The organism is Bacteroides thetaiotaomicron VPI-5482 (genome assembly GCF_000011065.1).
GTDB classification, from domain to species: Bacteria; Bacteroidota; Bacteroidia; order Bacteroidales; family Bacteroidaceae; genus Bacteroides; species Bacteroides thetaiotaomicron.
Genome location: NC_004663.1, coordinates 1,378,004 through 1,398,483, shown reverse-complemented (window position 1 = coordinate 1,398,483; position 20,480 = coordinate 1,378,004). Strand labels below are relative to the sequence as shown.

The following is a 20,480-nucleotide window of genomic DNA, read 5'->3' as shown; positions in this document are numbered from 1 at the left end:
CCATTACAGACAGGCGTTATTCAGTATGACTTATTTTTCCTCCCTGGTGTTTTTTTGTGGAGTATGCATTGCGCATTTGCGGCACCGGTCAAATATCCGGATAGAGACATAAACCGTACACGATGGAAATATATTTTTTCATTCTATGGTTTGTGGACTCCGTGACCATTCTCCCTTATATGTTAACCTATATGTATTGGGATACGAATATTGTCCATGTCATTATCCTCCTTTACATTTTTATTATTGTCAAATAGATAAGATACTTACGGAAGAGTGGGTTATGACCTATATACCTGCGGTATCATGGTCTGTTTTTCTGCTATTCTGCTATACTATATAGAGCTTAATGTACAGCTTGAGGATTTCAAAACATTCGTGACGGGCTTTGGTGGGCAGTAATTCTAAGACTTTAAATAAAGAAAAATTAAGCCACCCCTTAAAAAAAAGAGATATTTCCTTTCAAAGAATTCATTTCTTTTATTACATTTGTATTAGTCTTTTGAAAATAGAAGATTTATAGTAAAGCGTTAAGGCATTATCCAAGTTCAGGAAATCCCCAATTTCGAAACAACAATTGGATAATACATTGGACGCTCCACGTTCTATCTATATAGATTTTTGTTATATATAGACGTGGGGCTTTGTGTATTATATGTTGTTGAGTATGGGGATACTTCTGAACGGTAATACCAAAGTTCCCACGCTTAACTTTATATAAACACAACTCCAGGGAACAGGGTTGGCTTATAATAAACATTATGAAAGCAACTTGTTTTAAAAGCGAGACAACTGTCTCCAACGACTTTCCCCCTTTGTTTGTTACTGTCTTTTGTGGAATATTCTATCCTTTCATTTCCATTCCTGTCTCTTTCGGAACATACCGTTCATTATCATACAAATTACATGCCAAAGCACTTTTCTGCCTTCTCCTGCTATGGTACTAGATAATAGTAACTCCCCCTATCACATAGAGGAAGAACTTTGGTTACAGATACTTTCTCTGTCAAGAGAGTTGCAGGAGTGTAAAGCTAGTCTGCACCATAATACTTTGGACTGTATTTCCGATAAGATTGAAGGAATAGAAAGAGAACTGGATGTCTTATTGGATATTCTGCAAGGGAGGCAAGACAAAAAGACATCATAGTGCTATTTTTTATGACAATTTGTCTACACCGATAAGTTATCCTATTATTTAAGCCTCGTTTAAGAATTCCGTTTTATGGGTTACCCACAATCGAATGGAATTTTTATATACTGAGAATAACACATGATATTAGTAATGGATTTTCAATATTCAGAGTGATAATGGATAAACGAATAGAAAACGCCATGAATGAGTTGATCAATACAGAAATATGGTCAACCGGTTTATACCTGTCATTGCAGGTTTATTTTGAAGATGAACGGCTTCCAATACTTAGCTCCTGGCTGAACTCCCAAGCACAGGACAATATGAACAAGGTTTATCAGATGATGAATCGGATATGCCATGATGGAGGATGTGTTGTAATCAATGAAATGAAACGGGATACACATGAATGGACAACGCCATTGAATGCCTTGAATGAATTGCTTGAACATGAGCAGTACATATCACGTCAGGTAAACACATTTCTCATATTATGCTGGAATGTAAGCATGTCCTTCCATTCTTTCATCAGCGGGCTGTATGCAGACCGTATATATGTAAGTACGGCATTTATGGAATTGTTACGTATCCTCGCCAAGGAAAACGAACGGAAACTACCTTATTTTTGACGGTATGGATTTAAGATTGATGTTATGCAAAATTTAATATTGCAGAATGCTATCTGGTATGTTTTTTGCGATATAATAATCGATAATAAACTATATGTCATCATGGATATATTTGTATATTTAACATTGTGTTTCACTTCGCTATTCACCTTGATGGACCCTCTTGGAGTGATGCCGGTATTCCTGCAAATGACTGATGGAATGGATACGAAAGAACGCAGATATATCGCCTTGAAAGCATGTACCATTGCATTTATCATATTAGTCCTTTTTACATTATCGGGCAGGTTTCTGTTTCATTTTTTCGGCATCTCAACAAACGGATTCCGGATTGTGGGAGGTATCATCATCTTTAAAATCGGATATGATATGTTGCAGGCACATTTTACCCATGTGAAACTGAATGAAACTGAACGAAAAGAATATTCCAAAGATATAACCATCACACCTCTTGCCATTCCGATGTTATGCGGTCCGGGAGCGATTTCCAGTGGAATAACATTGATGGAAGATGCTTCGGAATATACTTTCAAAATAGTATTGCTTGGCGTAATCGCTTTGGTCTGCATTCTTTCCTTCTTTATTCTGTGCGCGTCCACCCAGCTTTTAAAAATCTTGGGAGAGACGGGAAACAATGTGATGATGAGACTGATGGGACTTATTCTAATGGTGATCGCCGTGGAATGTTTTATCAGCGGGATACGTCCGGTATTAATTGAAATCTTGAAACAAGCCCATGCTTGTTCTTAAAGAAGAGAGATAATTTGGATTTATTATTAACATTAAAAGTTTGATTCATCATGACTGAAAAATTGCAAAATGCTCTGAATGAGCAAATCACAGCAGAATTATGGTCTGCCAACCTGTATTTATCAATGTCTTTTTATCTGGAAAGAGAGGGCTTTTCCGGAATGGCTCGCTGGATGCAGAAACAGTCTGCAGAAGAGACCGGGCATGCATATGCCATTGCCGGGTACATGATTAAGCGTGAGGCAACCCCGAAAGTAGACAAGGTCGATGTGGTTCCACAAGGTTGGGGTAACCCTGTTGAAGTATTCGAGCATGCTTTGGAGCATGAAAAACATGTTTCCAAACTGATTGATGAGTTGGTACAGGTAGCATCCGAAGAGAAAGACAATGCCACTCAGGACTTCTTGTGGCAATTTGTTCGTGAGCAAGTAGAAGATGAAGCGAATGTACTCAATATTGTTAGTCATCTGAGGAAAGCCGGAGACTGTGCTATCCTTTTTATGGATGCAAAACTGGGTGAACGGGAGTCATAAACCAGAATAATCAATAAAAATAAATAAAATGAAAATAGTAGATTTATTGGGAGGAAAGGCTGAGTACTACCTGAACCATACATGTAAGACGATAGACAAACAACTTATCCATATTCCGGGACCGGATATGATAGATAAGGTATGGATGAATTCCGACAGGAATATCCGTACATTGGAAAGTTTGCAGGCTTTATACGGACATGGACGTCTGGCCAATACGGGCTATGTATCCATTCTGCCTGTAGACCAGGGCATAGAACATTCTGCAGGAGCGTCTTTCGCCCCCAATCCGCTTTATTTCGATCCCGAAAACATCATAAAGCTGGCCATTGAAGGAGGGTGTAATGCCGTGGCATCCACATTCGGTGTGTTGGGCGCCGTGGCACGCAAATATGCACACAAGATACCTTTTATCGTCAAGCTGAACCATAATGAGTTGCTGACTTATCCGAACAGCTACGACCAGGTAATGTTCGGTACGGTGAAAGAGGCATGGAACATGGGAGCCGTAGCTGTCGGTGCTACCATTTATTTCGGTTCGGAACAAAGCCGCCGCCAGATAGTGGAAGTGTCACAGGCTTTTGAATATGCCCACGAACTGGGAATGGCTACTATTCTGTGGTGCTATTTGAGAAACAGCAGCTTCAAAAAGGATGGTACCGACTATCATGCCGCTGCCGACTTGACAGGACAAGCCAACCATATCGGGGTTACCATTAAAGCCGATATCGTGAAGCAGAAGCTCCCATCCAATAACGGCGGTTTCAAGGCTATCGGATTCGGAAAGACAAACGAGTGTATGTATTCGGAACTGACCACTGACCATCCGATAGACCTTTGCCGTTATCAGGTGGCGAATGGCTATATGGGACGTGTCGGATTGATTAACTCGGGCGGTGAATCCCATGGGGAATCCGACCTGCATGATGCTGTCGTAACGGCAGTAGTAAATAAGCGTGCAGGTGGTATGGGGCTGATCAGCGGTCGTAAGGCTTTCCAGAAACCGATGAAAGACGGAATTCAACTTCTGAACACCATTCAGGACGTATATCTGGATTCTTCAATAACCATTGCATAAAGAAGAAGTATCCATGAAAAGAATAGTGTTATTACGTCATGGCGAAAGTCTATGGAACAAAGAAAACCGTTTTACTGGATGGACGGACGTGGATTTAAGCGAGAAAGGAGTTGAAGAAGCCTGCAAGGCAGGCGATGCATTACGGGAGGCTGGATTTTCTTTTGAGGCAGCTTACACTTCTTACTTGAAACGTGCCGTAAAAACGTTGAACTGTGTCTTGGACCGGCTGGATAAAGACTGGATTCCGGTTGAAAAGACCTGGCGGCTGAACGAGAAGCATTACGGTATGCTTCAGGGACTGAATAAGAGTGAAACAGCGGTCCAATATGGTGAAGAACAAGTACACATCTGGCGAAGAAGCTATGACGTGGCTCCCGCTCCGGTAGGCAAAGATGATCCCCGTAATCCGGGCATGGATATCCGCTATGCCGGTGTACCAGATAGCGAACTTCCCCGTACGGAATCCCTGAAAGATACTATTGGGCGTGTCATGCCTTACTGGAAATGCATCATCTTTCCCGCATTGATGTATAAGGACAGCCTGCTGGTAGTCGCCCATGGTAACAGCCTGCGCGGAATCATCAAGCATCTCAAAGGAATTTCCGATACGGATATTTCCAACCTGAACCTGCCTACGGCAGTTCCTTATGTCTTTGAATTTGACGACAGGCTGGTTCTTGTCAAGGACTACTACCTTGGAAACCCGGAAGAGATACGGAAACGGGCAGAAGCTGTGGCCAAACAAGGGATGGCTAAAAAATAAAAATCTGTCTATCAAGCAGATGCTTTTTTTTAAGTTTTAATTATTAACTTTTAAAGAGGAGGTAAAAATGGTACCTGTAAAAACAAACCAGAATTGGTTACCGAGTATTTTTAACGATTTCTTTGACAATGAATGGATGGCAAGAGCAAACGCTACGGCTCCAGCCATCAATGTGATTGAGAATGAAAAGGACTACAAGGTAGAACTGGCAGCTCCAGGAATGACCAAGAATGATTTTAAGGTAAGTGTGGATGAAAGCAACAATCTGGTAATCTGCATGGAAAAAAAGGACGAGAAAAAGGAGGAGAAGAAAGACGGAAAATACTTGCGCCGTGAATTCTCCTATTCCCGATTCCAGCAGAGTATCCTGCTGCCGGATAATGTGGAAAAAGATAAAATTTCGGCCAAAGTGGAACACGGGGTCCTGTTTATCGATATTCCCAAAGTCGTAGATAAGAAGGTTCAGGAAACCACCAAAACTATTGATGTCAAATAAGATATCTTGATGAGACTCTACAGAAGGCATTTCTTATTATCAGGGAATGCCTTCACCCGGATATTTGAATTCCAAAATAAATATAATGAGAGGATTTGATTTCGATAAAGCGCTGGTAGCCCTTCAGAATGAACTGCATTGTTTTGCATATAAACTGACTGCTGACAAGGATGAAGCAGAAAACTTGTTGCAGGAAACAATGTTGAGGACGTTGGATAATAAGGATAAGTTTGATTCCGGTACGAATTTTAAAGGCTGGATGTATACCATCATGCGCAATGCATTTATCAATAATTGCCGGACAAAGAAAATACGAGGGAATTTATATGTATTATCAGAACCTGAATATCATTTCCTGTTAAGGGACGACTCTTTCATTTTCGTGGATAACGGGCATGATGCAAAAGAGATAAGGGAAGCCCTTAAAACATTGCCTAAAGCGCATTATGTCGTTTTTATGTTGTACCGGAGTCAAATATCGGGAAATAGCCGCAAAGATAGGAGTGTCACTGAGTACGATAAAAAGCCGTATCTTTTATAGCAGAAAAAGGCTAAAACAGTTGCTTTCTAATTTTGCCTGATTAATTAAAATATAAAAAACAAATTATGGATAACAAGTATATTGGAATTCTGACTTCCGGAGGGGATGCTTCAGGAATGAACGCGGCTATCCGTGCCGTGACCCGCGCCGCCATTTTTAACGGATTTAAAGTGAAAGGAATTTATAGAGGTTACGAGGGGCTGATTGCCGGTGAAGTGAAAGAACTCACGACGGAAGATGTAAGTAGCATTATCCAGAGGGGAGGCACCATACTGAAAACAGCTCGCTCCGAGACTTTCACCACTCCCGAAGGACGCAAGAAAGCTTATAAGGTCATACAGAAAGAGAACATCAATGCTTTGATAATTATCGGTGGAGACGGTTCCCTGACGGGAGCCCGTATCTTTGCGGAGGAGTATGATGTGACGTGCATAGGATTGCCCGGCACCATTGACAATGACCTATATGGTACCGATTTTACCATAGGATATGATACGGCATTGAACACCATTGTGGAATGCGTGGATAAAATCAGGGACACGGCAACCTCCCATGACCGTATCTTCTTTGTCGAAGTGATGGGGCGTGATGCGGGCTTCCTGGCACAAAACAGCGCAATAGCTTCCGGTGCTGAAGCGGCCATCATCCCGGAGGACAGGACGGACGTGGACCAGTTGGAAACATTCATCGGGCGCGGATTCAGAAAGACGAAAAACAGCAGCATCGTAATTGTGACCGAAAGTCCTGAAAACAAGAATGGAGGTGCCATATATTACGCCGACCGGGTAAAGAAGGAATATCCCGGGTATGATGTCAGGGTTTCTATCCTGGGCCATCTGCAACGGGGTGGTGCTCCGAGTGCCAATGACCGTATACTGGCAAGCCGGCTGGGTGAAGCCGCAATCCAGGCCTTAATGGAAGGCCAGCGAAATGTTATGATAGGCATACGGAACAACGAGATTGTTTATGTTCCTTTTGTCCAGGCAATCAAAAAGGACAAGCCTATTGACAAAAGCCTGATCCGGGTCCTTAACGAATTATCGATCTAAAATAACCGTTAATATGTCAGAAGTTGCTCCTTTAATATCGGATCTTGCCATAATTCTGATTATTGCCGGTATTGTAACCGTCATTTTCAAGTGGCTGAAGCAACCGGTCATATTGGGCTACATTGTAGCCGGTATTATGGCGGGTCCTTCCGTTTCTCTGGTCCCGACTGTTTCCGATCCTGCCAATATCAAAATATGGGCGGACATCGGTGTCATTTTTCTGCTGTTCGCGATGGGACTGGACTTTTCGTTCAAGAAATTGATAAATGTGGGCATTACGGCTATCGTTGCCACTGTCACTATTGTATGTGGCATGATGTTCATAGGTTATACAGCGGGGAATGCAATGGGGTTCTCCCACATGAGCAGTATTTTTCTGGGTGGAATGTTGTCCATGTCGTCCACGGCCATCGTATTCAAGGCCTTCAATGACATGGGACTTCTCCAACAGAAATTCACTGGCATTGTCTTGGGGATTCTTGTTATCGAAGATCTGATGGCTGTAGTGATGATGGTTGTTCTTTCCACGTTGGCGGTAGGCAAACATTTTGAAGGGAAGGAGATGCTGGAAAGTATATTGAAGCTGGCCGCTTTCCTGATTTTCTGGTCGGCATTGGGTATCTATCTGATACCTACCCTGCTGAAGAAGATACGCCGTTTCACCAGCAACGAGATTTTATTGATAACCTCTCTGGGACTTTGCCTGGGAATGGTGATGATTGCGACAAAAGCGGGATTTTCTGCCGCATTGGGAGCCTTTGTCATGGGGTCCCTGCTGGCAGAGACCGTTGAAGCGGAAAAAATCGTACATATCGTACAGCCGGTAAAAGACCTGTTCGCTTCCATATTTTTCGTGTCGGTAGGAATGATGATCGATCCTGCCATGATGTGGGAATATGCCGTCCCTATTCTCATCCTGACATTGCTAGTACTGTCCGGTCAGGTACTGTTCGGGAGCTTTGGTGTCTTGCTTTCCGGCCAGCCGTTGAAAATTGCCATACAGTCCGGCTTTTCACTGACACAGGTCGGTGAATTCGCATTCATCATCGCATCTTTAGGCGTCAGTCTGAATGTTACGGACAAGTATCTCTATCCGGTCATAGTGGCAGTATCTGTCATAACGACTTTTCTTACCCCCTATATGATATGGCTTTCGGAACCAGCATACCGGTTTATAGACATCCACATGCCTGAATCCCTGAAAGATTATCTCGTACACTATACGTCCGGGGCAATGACTGTAAAACACCAGGGTACTTGGCATAAACTGATCCGGTCTATGCTGGTGTCTGTCACACTCTATCTGGTCGTATGCGTTTTTTTCATCACTTTATATTTTTCCTATGTGCATCCTTTGATTAGGAAAAGTCTGCCGGGAATGGAAGGGAACTTGTTGGGCTTCATCATCATCTTTCTTGTCATATCCCCGTTTCTATGGGCCATCATCATGAAAAGGAACAATTCAACCGAGTTCCGTAAACTCTGGACGGACAACAAGTTCAACAGAGGGCCTTTGGTATCAATAGTACTTGTCAAAATACTGATCTGCACGATTATCATGATGAGTATCATTACCCATCTTTTCAATGTTGCCTTGGGAGCCGGGTTGGTAGTCTCTTCCATTATCATTGCCGTCATTTATTTTTCCAAGCGGATCAAGAAACGGTCGCTGACTATAGAGAGACAATTTATGGCAAACTTTCAGGGGACGGACGGGAATGGACTTTCTACAGAAAGTGATACAGGCTCCACCTTTGGCAGCAATATCCCGTTCAAGGAATTACATTTGGCGGATTTCACAGTATCCCCTGATTCCATATATGTGGGCAGAACATTAAAAGAAAGCAGCTTGCGCACCTTGTTTCAGATAAATGTGATTTCAATCACCCGTGGAGAAAAACGCCTAGATATACCACAAGGGGAAGAACATCTCTATCCATATGACAAGGTTACGGTCGTAGGTACGGACCGACAGTTGGAAAGCTTCCGGACATCCATGGAGCAAAAGAAGGTAGAAAGGAACGGGAACGGAACATCCTCGCAGGATGAGATGGAAATAGGGCAATTTCCTGTCGAAGGAGGTTCACCATTGATCGGAAAGACGATCCGGGAGGCAGACATATCGGATAGCATCATTATCGGAATAGAGAGGAGTACCGTGAATATTATGAATCCAGACCCTGATACAATTTTCAAGGAGAATGATACGGTATGGATTGTCGGTAAACGAAAAATAATAAAAGGACTGAATAAAGATTAGGACTTATTTAATTAAAATGTCATGGAATATTCAAGTTATAATGTAAATACCCCTCAGTGGAGGGAGATTACAGTAGGTTCACATCTTCCTGCAGAACTGCGAAAACTTGCAGAAATCGCACATAATCTCTGGTGGACATGGAATGATGACGCAAAGAAACTGTATTGTGATTTGGATTCGGAACTTTGGAAAGAGGTGGAACAGAATCCGGTATTGTTTCTGGAGCGGATAAATTATGAGAAGCTTGTAGCGCTGGCACATGATGAGAACTTTGTCTATAAAATGGATGCCGTCTATTCCGCCTTCAAAAAATACGTAGATGTGGAACCGGATCACCAGCGCCCGTCAATAGCTTATTTCAGCATGGAATACGGCTTGGATGAAGTCCTTAAGATATATTCCGGCGGTTTGGGAATGTTGGCGGGGGATTACCTGAAAGAGGCGTCGGACAGCAATGTGGACCTTTGTGCCATAGGACTTTTGTACCGTTACGGTTATTTTGACCAGTCGCTTTCCATGGACGGCCAGCAGACAGTCAATTATAAAGCGCAGAATTTCGGGCAGCTCCCGATTGAAAAGGTAATGCAACCGGATGGGAAACAACTGGTAATCCACGTCCCCTATGCCGACAGTTTTGTGGTACATGCCAATGTCTGGAAAGCCAGTGTGGGGCGTATTCCCCTTTATCTGCTGGATACGGACAATGAACTCAACAGTGAGTTTGACCGCCCTATCACTCACCATCTGTATGGAGGCGACTGGGAGAATCGGCTAAAACAGGAAATACTGCTTGGCATAGGCGGGATGATAACGCTGAGAGCTTTAGGTATAACGAAAGATGTATATCACTGTAATGAGGGGCATGCCGCACTGATCAATATCCAGCGGCTTTGTGATTACATAAATGGCGGCTTGAATTTCGGGCAGGCCATGGAGCTGGTACGTGCTTCCTCACTTTATACCGTACATACTCCCGTACCCGCTGGTCATGATTATTTTGACGAAGGGCTTTTCAATAAATATATGAAGGGATATCCTGGCAAGTTGGGTATAACCTGGGATAACCTGATGGATCTCGGGCGTCACAATCCGGGAGACAAGGAGGAACGTTTCTGCATGTCTGTCTTCGCCTGCAAGACCTGCCAGGAGGTAAACGGTGTCAGCAAGTTGCATAAATCGGTATCCCAGCAAATGTTTGCGCCGATCTGGAAGGGATACTTCCCGGAAGAGAACCATGTGGGTTATGTAACCAACGGGGTACATCTGCCTACCTGGTGTGCGGCAGAATGGAAAAAGCTTTTCAAGGACAATTTTGATGAGAATTTTTTCTGCGACCAGTCCAATCAGAAAATCTGGGAGGCCGTCTATGGCATCCCGGATGAAGAGATATGGAATACCCGGTTAAAACAGAAAGCAAAATTGCTGGACTATATCAAAAGCAAATGCAGCAAGGACTGGCTCAGGACTCAGATTGATCCGGCATTGAGCGTTTCCATTTTTGAGAGATTCAATCCCGATGCTCTTCTAATAGGCTTCGGACGCCGTTTTGCTACATATAAGAGGGCTCATCTTCTGTTCACGGATATAGACCGACTTGCCAGGATTGTGAATAATCCGAAATATCCGGTACAGTTCATCTTTGCAGGCAAAGCCCATCCCAATGACGGTGCCGGGCAGGGGCTGATCAAGCAAATCGTGGAAATATCCCGGCGTCCGGAATTTTTAGGTAAAATCATATTCTTGGAGAATTACGACATGGACCTGGCACGCCATCTTATCTCGGGGGTGGATATTTGGATGAACACCCCTACGCGGTTGGCAGAAGCTTCGGGTACGTCGGGCGAGAAGGCATTGATGAACGGTGTGCTTAATTTCTCCGTGCTGGACGGTTGGTGGTATGAAGGATACCGTAAGGATGCTGGATGGGCACTGACTGATAAAAGGACTTATCAGAATGAACAGTACCAAAACCAGCTGGATGCCGAAGCCATCTATTATTTGTTGGAGCATGACATCCTGCCACTGTATTACGAGCATGGGGGGAAGAACTATTCGGAAGACTGGGTCAAGTATATCAAGAACTCAATCGCACAAATCGCTCCCCATTTTACCATGAAAAGACAGTTGGACGACTACTATGACAGGTTCTATAACAAACTGTCAGAGCATTTCCACATTCTGGCAGCCGACAACTTTGCGAAGGCGAAAATGATGGCTGACTGGAAAGCAAACGTCCGAAGCAGATGGGATGCCATAGAAATCAAATCCATAGAGGCAGGGAATGGGCTGAATGCCACGGTTGAAGCCGGAAAGGAATATGAGGTGACGGTTGTCGTTGATGAGAAAGGCCTGGATGACGCAATCGGAATAGAATCGGTCATTATCAGGCGTGAAGACGGTCAGGATCACATATATGAGGTTATTCCCCTTTTGCCGGTTTCCAAGAATGGGAATTTATATACCTTTAAGGCGACATCCGGCATTTTCAACGCTGGAAGCTTCAAGCAGGCCTTCCGTATGTATCCCAAGAATGCTTTGTTACCTCACCGACAAGATTTCTGTTATGTACGATGGTTTTAATGAACAGTAAAAGGATATGCAAAAACAACGTATGAGCGGGCAAAATCAAAAAACAGATAAACGGATAGCATGGCCGATCATCATCATGAACTTCACGGGAGTGTATGACTACGAGGCGTTTGCCCGGAACAATAAATTTATATGGCTGGATTGTCGTCATCTTTATGGTACAGATGGCTACTGTGACAGGGAGGGGGCTTTGGCTTTGAAGGGGATGATTGCTGATTATCCGGCGGAGGGAGTCCATTTCATCGATTCAGGCAATTATCATTATTTGACTAAATTCTGGACAGACAAACTTGAAACTCCGTTTTCGCTGATTGTGTTCGACCACCATCCCGATATGCAGCCACCGTTGTTTGACAACATACTTTCTTGCGGAAGTTGGGTAAAGGATATATTGGACCATAACAACAACTGCAAGAAAGTAATTATCGTAGGTTCTTCAGACAAACTGATACAGGCTGTGCCGAAAGGATATGAAAGACAAGTTCGGTTTTACAGTGAAACTACGCTCATGCACGAAGAGGGTTGGCAGAACTTTTCTTCCGGACATATCAACGGACCGGTTTACATTTCCATAGACAAGGATGTCTTGAATCCGGCTTCGGCAGCAACAAACTGGGATCAAGGTTCTCTCAGCTTATGGGAATTGGAGAAACTGCTGGCTGTTATTCTTCAGAAAGAACAGGTAGTAGGCATTGACATCTGTGGGGAATGCTCCACAACACTCAATCTTTTTGAAGAAAAACGGGAAACCGTCATGGATAGCCAGGCAAACAAAGAATTGCTCAGATTTATCCGGTCATCCTCCGGCCTTCAATAGAATTAGTTTTTTTGTTATTATAATTATCATATAAAAATAAAATAATTTAGCTTTATGGAAACAATTGTTCGTAGAATTGGACTTGTTGCACACGATGCAATGAAAAAAGACATGATAGAGTGGGTTCTCTGGAACTCGGAACGTCTGATAGGACATAAATTCTATTGTACGGGTACAACCGGTACACTAATTAAAAAAGCCCTTGAAGAAAAACATCCTGAAATCAAATGGGATATCACAATCCTGAAATCTGGTCCTTTAGGAGGTGACCAGCAAATTGGTTCGCGGATCGTAGAAGGAGAAATAGACTATCTGTTCTTTTTTACAGATCCGATGACACTACAGCCGCATGATACGGATGTGAAAGCATTGACCAGACTGGCTGGAGTTGAAAATATTGTTTTCTGCTGTAACCGTTCGACTGCGGACCACATTATTACGAGTCCCTTATTCACTGACCCAACTTACGAACGTATTCACCCGGATTACACCAATTACACGCAGCGTTTTGAAAACAAGGGAATCATATCTGAAGCAGTGGAGCAAGTGAAAAAGCGGAGGAATAAAAGTGAGAATAACATTTCTAAATGAACTGTAATAAGTAGTAGAATATTTATAAGGCTATCTAAGAAACAAGTTGTTTACATCTTTCAGAATAGGTATCAGCTGAATAGTAATCTGCTAAGTTTGTGTCAAAACGTTGGCACAAACTCTTTTATATTTTACAGTTCTGCTATATTTTCTTTTGGCTATGCTGCTTTTTCCAGGGGCAGCGGATTTTTCCGGTTGGCAAGCTTTCCTTTAAGCGTATAGCCTAGCCAGTCTGAACATGAAGAATTTCAGATCAGCCACCCCTCTAAACTGGCTTCGAAGAGCTTTGATTTTAGCATTGAACGACTCCGCTGAAGCATTTGTCAATCGTTCTTCAAAATTTTAGGGGAAATACCTAAAGATACAAAAAGCCAACTAATTCGCAATACTTTTAGTATGAATTAGTTGGCTAATTTTATAGGATTTACTGAATATCCCCTAGTTAAAACAGCTATGCACAATTCCTTTTATTCCGTTTTCAGGTATATGGCATACAAATTGTCAATAATACCATCTGCTAAGCCAATGACCGGAACATGGATATACTCAGCTTTGACAATACCTGCAATTATCAGAAATATCTCAGCGGCGGGAACAATAACATCTGCACGGTCAGTTTTCAGATTAAATTCTTCCATGCGCTGTTATACCGGCACCACGAGTGACCGTTTCTCCGGATGGTATGAATTTGAAGTATCAACATAAAATCGGATTGTTATGGAAACCGTATGTTTTGAAAGGAAGGCGTTCGAGGAATTTGCCATGAAAATCGAACGGTTCATACATAGGGTGGAGGGAATCCCCATCTGGATTTGAAAGGCGTGAAGAGGACGGCTGGCTGGCTCGACCACCAGGATGTCTGCCTGAAGCTGAAAATCAGCAAGCGCACCTTGCAGACCTTGCGGGATAACGGCACGCTCGCCTATACCAAGATAGGCAACCGTACCTATTACCTGCCGGAAGACGTGGAGCGTATCGTCACGAAAGTGGAGGACAGACGCAAGGATGCACGCTACAGGGGGCACACCATTTGAAGGAATTGAACTGAAGTATCAACAAAAGACAAATGAGCAGTATGTATAATAGAGTTTATATCGAATAATTGATTAAAGCGTTCTTTGATTTATCTTTGTGATCTAAAAAGTTCAATTGATGTATTACGACAAGATTCGCCACCGTCATAGCCAAGTGCTTGCTGCGACAGGATTAACTCCTGCTGAGTTTGACGCTTTGCTAATAACTTTCAAGTACCATTGGGATGAATATTACAGCCATTTTACCTTGGAAGGTAAAGTGCGCCAACGTATATCTTACAACAGTGTTGTCTCTGATTCAGGACAAAATGTTCTTCATATTGGTATATCTGAAGACCAATCCCCTTCAGGAACTCCATGCTATTCAGTTTGAGATGACCCAGCCCCAGGCCAATAGATGGATTCACCTTCTTTCTGAGATTCTCCGGCGTACATTGAAAACGCTTGGTGAATTGCCTGACCGTAACTCCAAACGTCTGATACACATTCTTCAAGGGTGCGAAGAAGTCTTGTTGGACGGAACCGAGCGACCTATTCAGCGTCCTTTGGATGAAGACTGGCAGTCTGCATGCTATAGTGGTAAAAAAAACTCATAGCATAAAGAATAACCTGTTATGTACTAACAATCTTCGGATTGTATGGTTGAGCTCCACATACAAAGGTCATGTCCATGACAAAAAGATTTGTGATGAAGAACCTCTTCTACTTCCCAAAGGTATTAGGCTCTGGCAGGATACAGGTTTCATCGGACACAAACCGGATGGAGTTGAAATATGCATGCCCAAAAAGAAACCTAAAGGGAAAGAGCTTACTTGTGTTGAAAAACAAGAGAACAAGCGGATTTCCGGAGTTAGGATTAAAGTGGAGCATGCCATAGGTGGTATGAAAAAATGCCGTATTGTCAAAGAACGATTCAGATGCCATAAATTCGGTTTCGAAGATATGGTGATTCTTATTGCTTGTGGATTACACAACTTCAGAATCAGTCACAAAATGAGTCATATAACAAATTAATCTATATAATGTTTAATGAATTGAAAACGAAAGACGATGCGTGGATGCAGTCCATCCACGAGCGTATCGACCGGCTGTCGGCGATGATTGACGGCATTTTCGGAGATGGCGCGGTTCCGCCAAAAGAAGACGTGTACCTGTGCGACAGTGAGGTGGCGTGTATGCTGAAAGTCAGCCGCAGGACATTGGGCGAGTATCGGAGCAACGGCACGCTGCCTTACTATGTACTTGGTGGCAAGGTCTTGTACAAGAGGAGCGAGATCGAGCAGGTGTTGGAACGGGAATATAGGAGTGTCGGCAAGGCGCGGGGAAGCGGATGAAGATTCCATTTACCTGTTTTTTACGCACTTGTACAGGCTGCGGGCATTAAGACTGTCCGCATAAAGGCTGGACGTTTGCGTGCGCCAGCCACAGACTGTTTTTTAGAGGTGAGGGAGTTTGCCGTCTGGAAAAAGAACCTCTTTTTGGACTTTGGCACAAAGTCGTCCCCTGCCCGGTATCAGACTGTAATTCCTGTATGCAATCCTTTTCTGACTGTTCTCGTAACAGTCTGTTTCAATCCTGCCTGACCTTTGTTTACTTTCCATAAAGAGACTGTACCGCCTTTGTGACCGGGATATGAAACCGAAAGATTGTTTTTGACGGTTGCTAAAAAAGAAAAATCAAAGGTGTTTTGCATGTTCCGTAAAAAATCGTACCTTTACATAAAGTGAGTTGCACATCAACGCAATTGATGCAAGTATGTAGAAACCAGAACGGTTGCCAACTCGTTACCTCGTTTTTTGATGATCCGCATAAACTTTTATTCTTAGCGGATTATGTGATTCTTTCAAAAATAATCTCTATTTTGGGAATACGGCTTTCTGAATATCGGAAATTCTATGTGCCTGCCGTTTTACATCCCCTCCCTACAATCTACAACGACATGCTATCAGAACACTTCCCCATAAAATTTCTATTTTTCCTGTGAAATTATTCTCTTATTCAAAAAAAATAGTATCTTTGTCCTATAAAAGTTGTTCATAAGTATGAGACTGTAAAGTACTGAAATTAGCACAATCTCCAAATCGTTACCTTAGACTTTTCAGAACTTCCATAAGCGTTTGTCTTTCAAATTAATCCATCAAATTGATAAGAATTTAAAGTAGGAATCGATACCGAACGTTACGAATTTTTCACCAAGAATGCTTATATATTTAATAAGGAGAAGAATACGAATCTGGCACTGATTCTTTCTGCCAGTTGGCACAATCAGGATGCCATGTACGGACGAAAACTATACAATGTAGACCAGACAAATGTGTATGCCTCTTTGATGTTTGAAACAGAGTTTAATAAGCAGAACAGTTTCTCGGCGGGGCTGAGTTTCAACTATGACGCTTATGACCAGCATTATCGGTTGGAGAATCAAACGGAATTGCCGCTCATCAAGGCTTTTGCCAAAGAAGCGGTTCCCGGAGCCTATGCGCAATACACGCTGAATCTGAATGATCAGTGGATGCTGATGGCAGGTCTGCGTGGTGACTATAGCAATGAGCACGGTTTCTTTGTGACTCCCCGTGCACATCTTAAATACAATCCGAATGAGTACGTACACTTCCGCCTCTCTGCCGGAAAAGGTTACCGTACGAATCATGTACTGGCAGAAAATAACTACCTGCTTTCCAGTAGCCGAAAGGTCGAAATAGCGAAAGGACTGGACATGGAAGAAGCATGGAACTATGGTGCCAGTGTATCCACCTACGTACCTGTATTTGGCAAAACGCTGAATATCAATGCCGAATATTATTACACAGACTTCCTGAAGCAAGTCGTGGTGGATATGGACAGTAATCCTCACGAAGTAGCCTTTTACAATTTGGACGGGCGTTCCTATTCGCATGTATTCCAAGTAGAGGCAAGCTATCCTTTTTTTAAAGGATTTACCTTGACGGGAGCTTACCGTCTGACGGATGCTCAGACCACCTACAAAGGTCAGCGGATGGAGAAACCGTTGACCAGCAAATACAAAGGACTGCTGACCGCTTCGTACCAGACTCCACTCGGAATATGGCAGTTTGATGCTACGCTCCAGCTCAATGGCGGAGGAAGAATGCCTTCCCCTTACGAGTTGGCAGACGGTCAGCTATCTTGGGAGCGCCGCTATGGCAGCTTCGAGCAACTGAGTGCCCAGATTACCCGCTATTTCCGCCGCTGGTCTGTCTACATAGGAGGGGAGAACCTGACAAACTTCAAACAGAAGAATCCGATCATTGACGCAGCAAACCCGTGGGGAGGAAACTTCGACTCAACGATGATATGGGGACCTGTGCACGGGGCAAAAGCCTATATCGGAATACGTTTCAATCTGGCAAGAAATGAATAATAACCATTAAACGAATAAGAAAAATGAGAACAAAAAGATGGATGGCCACTTGCGTGGTGGCTCTTTTGAGCGTAGCAGCCGTGTTGGCAAAGGATATCCGTGTAGTCATATTCAAAGTCTCTCAGATGCACTGCGAGAACTGCGAGAAGAAAGTGAAAAATAACATGCGCTTCGAGAAAGGCGTGAAGGAACTTTCCACCGAACTGAAGAACAAAACCGTGTCCATCACCTACGATGCCGAAAAGACAGATGTGAAGAAGTTGCAGGCAGGATTCAAAAAGTTCAATTATGAGGCCGAGTTTGTGAAGGAAACCAAGCAGGACGGCAAGAAAGATGGCAAACAAGAATCTAAGAAAGAGGATAAGAAGGCCGATAAGAAGTAATCGAACAAATACCCGTATTTGCTTGTTTTATAAATACTAATTAATTAAAGAGTAAAGGATTATATGGGTAATATAGCAAAAAAAGCGTTTCCCGTGCTTAATATGCATTGTGCGGGATGCGCTAACAATGTAGAAAAGACAGTGAAAAAGTTGCCGGGAGTCGTTGATGCTTCCGTCAACTTTGCTTCAAATACATTGACGATTTCTTATGAGGACGACAAGCTCACCCCCGGAGAAATCCGTGCAGCGGTACTTGCTGCCGGTTATGATCTGATAGTAGAAGAAGCGAATAAAGAAGAACGTCGGGAAGAAGAACAGCATAAGCGCTACCTTCGTCTGAAACGGAAAGTGATCGGTGCGTGGATATTTGTAGTGCCGTTGCTTATCTTTTCAATGTTATTAATGCATATGCCATACTCTAACGAGATACAAATGTTGCTTGCTATTCCGGTAATGGTGCTCTTCGGAGGAAGTTTCTTCACGGGGGCATGGAAACAGGCGAAGATCGGTCGTAGCAATATGGATACGCTGGTTGCGTTGAGTACCTCGATAGCCTTCCTTTTCAGTTTGTTCAACACCTTCTTTCCGCAGTTCTGGACAGATCGCGGACTGGAACCGCACGTCTATTACGAAGCTTCCGCAGTGATCATTGCCTTCGTTCTGACCGGAAAGATGATGGAGGAACGCGCCAAAGGAAATACCTCGGATGCCATTCGCAAACTGATGGGAATGCAGCCCAAAGTGGCACGTGTATTGCGTGGTGGGGTAGAGGAAGAGATACAAATAGACCTGTTGCAGGTAGGCGATATGGTGGTAGTCCGTCCCGGCGAACAGATTCCCGTGGATGGCCAGCTTTCGGAGGGCGATTCGTATGTGGATGAAAGTATGATTAGCGGTGAGCCGATTCCGGTAGAGAAGAAAAAGGGCGATAAGGTCCTTGCCGGAACAATCAATCAGCGCGGTTCCTTCATCATTCGTGCTTCTCAGGTGGGAAGCGATACTGTGCTGGCACGCATCATTCACATGGTGCAGGAAGCACAAGGCAGCAAAGCTCCTGTGCAGCGCATCGTCGACCGTATTACAGGCATCTTCGTTCCTGTCGTGTTGGGAATTGCCATTCTGACGTTTGTGCTGTGGGTGGCTATCGGTGGCAGTGAGTATATTTCTTATGGTATTCTTTCTGCCGTATCCGTTCTGGTCATAGCCTGTCCCTGTGCTTTGGGACTTGCTACACCTACTGCGCTGATGGTAGGAATCGGTAAAGCTGCCGGACAGCATATTCTGATAAAAGACGCCGTCGCTCTGGAGCAGATGCGTAAAGTAGATGTGGTGGTACTGGATAAAACCGGTACTTTGACCGAAGGACATCCTACCGCTACCGGATGGTTGTGGGCACAGCCGCAGGAAGAACACTTCAAAGATGTACTTCTGGCTGCCGAACTGAAATCGGAACACCCGTTGGCAGGCGCGATTGTCGCCGTACTTCAAGACGAGGAAAAGATAACTCCCGCTCCTTTGAGCAGTTTTGAGAGCATCACAGGCAAAGGTATAAAGGTGTCTTATCAAGGCAAGACTTACTGGGTGGGCAGCCATAAACTTCTGAAAGATTTCAGCGCTACAGTGAGCGATGTCATGGCGGATATGCTGGTACACTACGAATCAGACGGAAACGGAATCATATACTTCGGACGTGAGAATGAACTTTTGGCTATCATTGCCGTTTCCGACCCGATCAAGGCTACTTCTGCCGAAGCAGTGAAAGAACTGAAACGTCAGGGCATCGATATCTGTATGCTTACCGGTGACGGTCAGCGGACGGCTCTGGCAGTCTCTTCCCGTCTGGGTATCGAGCGGTTTGTGGCAGATGCCTTGCCGGACGACAAAGCCGAATTTGTGCGTGAACTGCAAATGCAGGGAAAGAAAGTGGCAATGGTGGGCGATGGTATCAATGACTCGCAGGCACTTGCATTGGCTGACGTCAGCATTGCTATGGGAAAGGGTACGGATATTGCTATGGATGTCGCTATGGTAACGCTGATGACATCCGACTTGCTGTTACTTCCCAAAGCCTTCGAACTATCCAGGCAGACTGTACGACTGATTCATCAGAACCTTTTCTGGGCATTCATCTACAATCTGATCGGTATTCCTATCGCTGCCGGAGTATTGTTCCCTATAAACGGATTGTTGCTGAATCCGATGCTGGCAAGTGCCGCCATGGCATTCTCCAGTGTGAGTGTAGTGCTCAATTCGTTGAGTTTGGGAAGAAGGAAGATTTAAGAAGAGAGCCTGCTTAATGTTCTTTTATGGATTTATGGGGCTGGCTAAAAAGTCGGTAGTATCTTCATTCTCCTCCTTCGGAAAGGAGGAGTACCCGTAGGGGGAGGTGGTAGGTGAATACGCAATTCTTTCATTCACAATAAATTAGAGATAACCTTGTTTTACCTACCACCCCG

General features: G+C 43.8%; 18 protein-coding genes and 5 pseudogenes. 21 read left to right on the top strand and 2 right to left on the bottom strand.

Annotation, left to right across the window (positions count from 1 at the left end; all coding sequences use genetic code 11):
• Positions 1-937: 937 nt before the first annotated feature.
• The 14 genes and pseudogenes from BT_RS05595 (at position 938) to BT_RS05535 (ending at position 13,228) form a co-directional block, all read left to right on the top strand.
• Positions 938-1,147 (top strand): hypothetical protein, encoded by a 210-nt coding sequence (locus BT_RS05595; RefSeq protein WP_004295287.1) that lies wholly within the window; start codon positions 938-940, stop codon positions 1,145-1,147.
• 161 nt (positions 1,148-1,308) lie between these two features.
• On the top strand, positions 1,309-1,761 hold the full coding sequence (locus BT_RS05590; RefSeq protein ID WP_005641945.1) for a ferritin-like domain-containing protein: 453 nt from the start codon (positions 1,309-1,311) through the stop codon (positions 1,759-1,761).
• A gap of 102 nt (positions 1,762-1,863) precedes the next feature.
• Positions 1,864-2,511 carry a MarC family protein gene (locus tag BT_RS05585; RefSeq protein WP_005650034.1) on the top strand — a complete coding sequence of 216 codons (648 nt, stop codon included), beginning with the start codon at positions 1,864-1,866 and terminating at the stop codon, positions 2,509-2,511.
• 50 nt (positions 2,512-2,561) lie between these two features.
• Positions 2,562-3,044, top strand: coding sequence for a ferritin (locus BT_RS05580; protein WP_004295284.1), 483 nt, complete (start codon positions 2,562-2,564; stop codon positions 3,042-3,044).
• Positions 3,045-3,072: 28 nt separating this feature from the next.
• Entirely contained in the window at positions 3,073-4,122 is a 1,050-nt protein-coding gene (locus BT_RS05575; protein ID WP_004295283.1) for a class I fructose-bisphosphate aldolase, read from the top strand.
• A gap of 13 nt (positions 4,123-4,135) precedes the next feature.
• Positions 4,136-4,885 carry a 2,3-diphosphoglycerate-dependent phosphoglycerate mutase gene (gene gpmA, locus BT_RS05570; protein WP_004295282.1) on the top strand — a complete coding sequence of 250 codons (750 nt, stop codon included), beginning with the start codon at positions 4,136-4,138 and terminating at the stop codon, positions 4,883-4,885.
• A 67-nt stretch (positions 4,886-4,952) separates the two neighbouring features.
• Positions 4,953-5,381 carry an Hsp20/alpha crystallin family protein gene (locus BT_RS05565; RefSeq protein ID WP_004295281.1) on the top strand — a complete coding sequence of 143 codons (429 nt, stop codon included), beginning with the start codon at positions 4,953-4,955 and terminating at the stop codon, positions 5,379-5,381.
• A gap of 85 nt (positions 5,382-5,466) precedes the next feature.
• On the top strand, positions 5,467-5,922 hold the full coding sequence (locus BT_RS05560) for an RNA polymerase sigma factor (RefSeq protein ID WP_005641942.1): 456 nt from the start codon (positions 5,467-5,469) through the stop codon (positions 5,920-5,922).
• Positions 5,888-5,962: pseudogene (locus BT_RS24980) on the top strand (RNA polymerase sigma factor); the annotation flags it as partial. The gene BT_RS05560 and the pseudogene BT_RS24980, both read left to right, overlap by 35 nt.
• 25 nt (positions 5,963-5,987) lie before the next feature.
• Complete coding sequence (gene pfkA, locus BT_RS05555; protein ID WP_004295279.1) at positions 5,988-6,971, top strand: 6-phosphofructokinase; 984 nt, start codon at positions 5,988-5,990, stop codon at positions 6,969-6,971.
• Between the two features lie 13 nt (positions 6,972-6,984).
• Positions 6,985-9,231 (top strand): cation:proton antiporter, encoded by a 2,247-nt coding sequence (locus BT_RS05550; protein ID WP_011107617.1) that lies wholly within the window; start codon positions 6,985-6,987, stop codon positions 9,229-9,231.
• A gap of 21 nt (positions 9,232-9,252) precedes the next feature.
• Positions 9,253-11,811, top strand: a complete 2,559-nt coding sequence (glgP, locus tag BT_RS05545; RefSeq protein ID WP_008765332.1) for an alpha-glucan family phosphorylase — start codon at positions 9,253-9,255, stop codon at positions 11,809-11,811.
• Between the two features lie 16 nt (positions 11,812-11,827).
• Positions 11,828-12,637 (top strand): arginase family protein, encoded by an 810-nt coding sequence (locus BT_RS05540; protein ID WP_004295276.1) that lies wholly within the window; start codon positions 11,828-11,830, stop codon positions 12,635-12,637.
• 54 nt (positions 12,638-12,691) lie between these two features.
• The gene (locus BT_RS05535; RefSeq protein ID WP_004295275.1) at positions 12,692-13,228 is read left to right on the top strand and encodes a methylglyoxal synthase; all 537 of its coding nucleotides are present in this window, start codon (positions 12,692-12,694) and stop codon (positions 13,226-13,228) included.
• A 210-nt stretch (positions 13,229-13,438) separates the two neighbouring features.
• On the opposite strand, the pseudogene BT_RS05530 reads toward BT_RS05535, so the two are convergent.
• Both BT_RS05530 and BT_RS05525 read right to left on the bottom strand, forming a co-directional pair.
• Positions 13,439-13,567 (bottom strand): annotated as a pseudogene (locus BT_RS05530) (transposase); the annotation flags it as partial.
• Between the two features lie 128 nt (positions 13,568-13,695).
• Positions 13,696-13,872: pseudogene (locus tag BT_RS05525) on the bottom strand (Ppx/GppA family phosphatase); the annotation flags it as partial.
• A 73-nt stretch (positions 13,873-13,945) separates the two neighbouring features.
• On the opposite strand from BT_RS05525, the pseudogene BT_RS05520 reads away from it, so the two are divergent.
• The 7 genes and pseudogenes from BT_RS05520 to BT_RS05490 all read left to right on the top strand — a co-directional run bounded on the left by BT_RS05520 (position 13,946) and on the right by BT_RS05490 (position 20,304).
• Positions 13,946-14,262: pseudogene (locus tag BT_RS05520) on the top strand (helix-turn-helix domain-containing protein).
• A gap of 224 nt (positions 14,263-14,486) precedes the next feature.
• Entirely contained in the window at positions 14,487-14,858 is a 372-nt protein-coding gene (locus BT_RS05515; protein ID WP_005641938.1) for a helix-turn-helix domain-containing protein, read from the top strand.
• Positions 14,812-15,276 carry an IS5 family transposase gene (locus BT_RS24975; RefSeq protein WP_005650024.1) on the top strand — a complete coding sequence of 155 codons (465 nt, stop codon included), beginning with the start codon at positions 14,812-14,814 and terminating at the stop codon, positions 15,274-15,276. The genes BT_RS05515 and BT_RS24975 overlap by 47 nt, the downstream gene beginning before the upstream one ends.
• An 8-nt stretch (positions 15,277-15,284) precedes the next feature.
• Positions 15,285-15,596, top strand: coding sequence for a helix-turn-helix domain-containing protein (locus BT_RS05505; protein ID WP_004295270.1), 312 nt, complete (start codon positions 15,285-15,287; stop codon positions 15,594-15,596).
• 818 nt (positions 15,597-16,414) lie between these two features.
• Positions 16,415-17,641 (top strand): annotated as a pseudogene (locus BT_RS05500) (TonB-dependent receptor plug domain-containing protein); the annotation flags it as partial.
• 23 nt (positions 17,642-17,664) lie between these two features.
• Positions 17,665-18,024: a heavy-metal-associated domain-containing protein gene (locus BT_RS05495; protein WP_008765860.1), complete on the top strand. Its 360-nt coding sequence runs from the start codon at positions 17,665-17,667 to the stop codon at positions 18,022-18,024.
• Positions 18,025-18,087: 63 nt separating this feature from the next.
• On the top strand, positions 18,088-20,304 hold the full coding sequence (locus tag BT_RS05490) for a heavy metal translocating P-type ATPase (RefSeq protein WP_008765859.1): 2,217 nt from the start codon (positions 18,088-18,090) through the stop codon (positions 20,302-20,304).
• Positions 20,305-20,480: the final 176 nt, after the last annotated feature.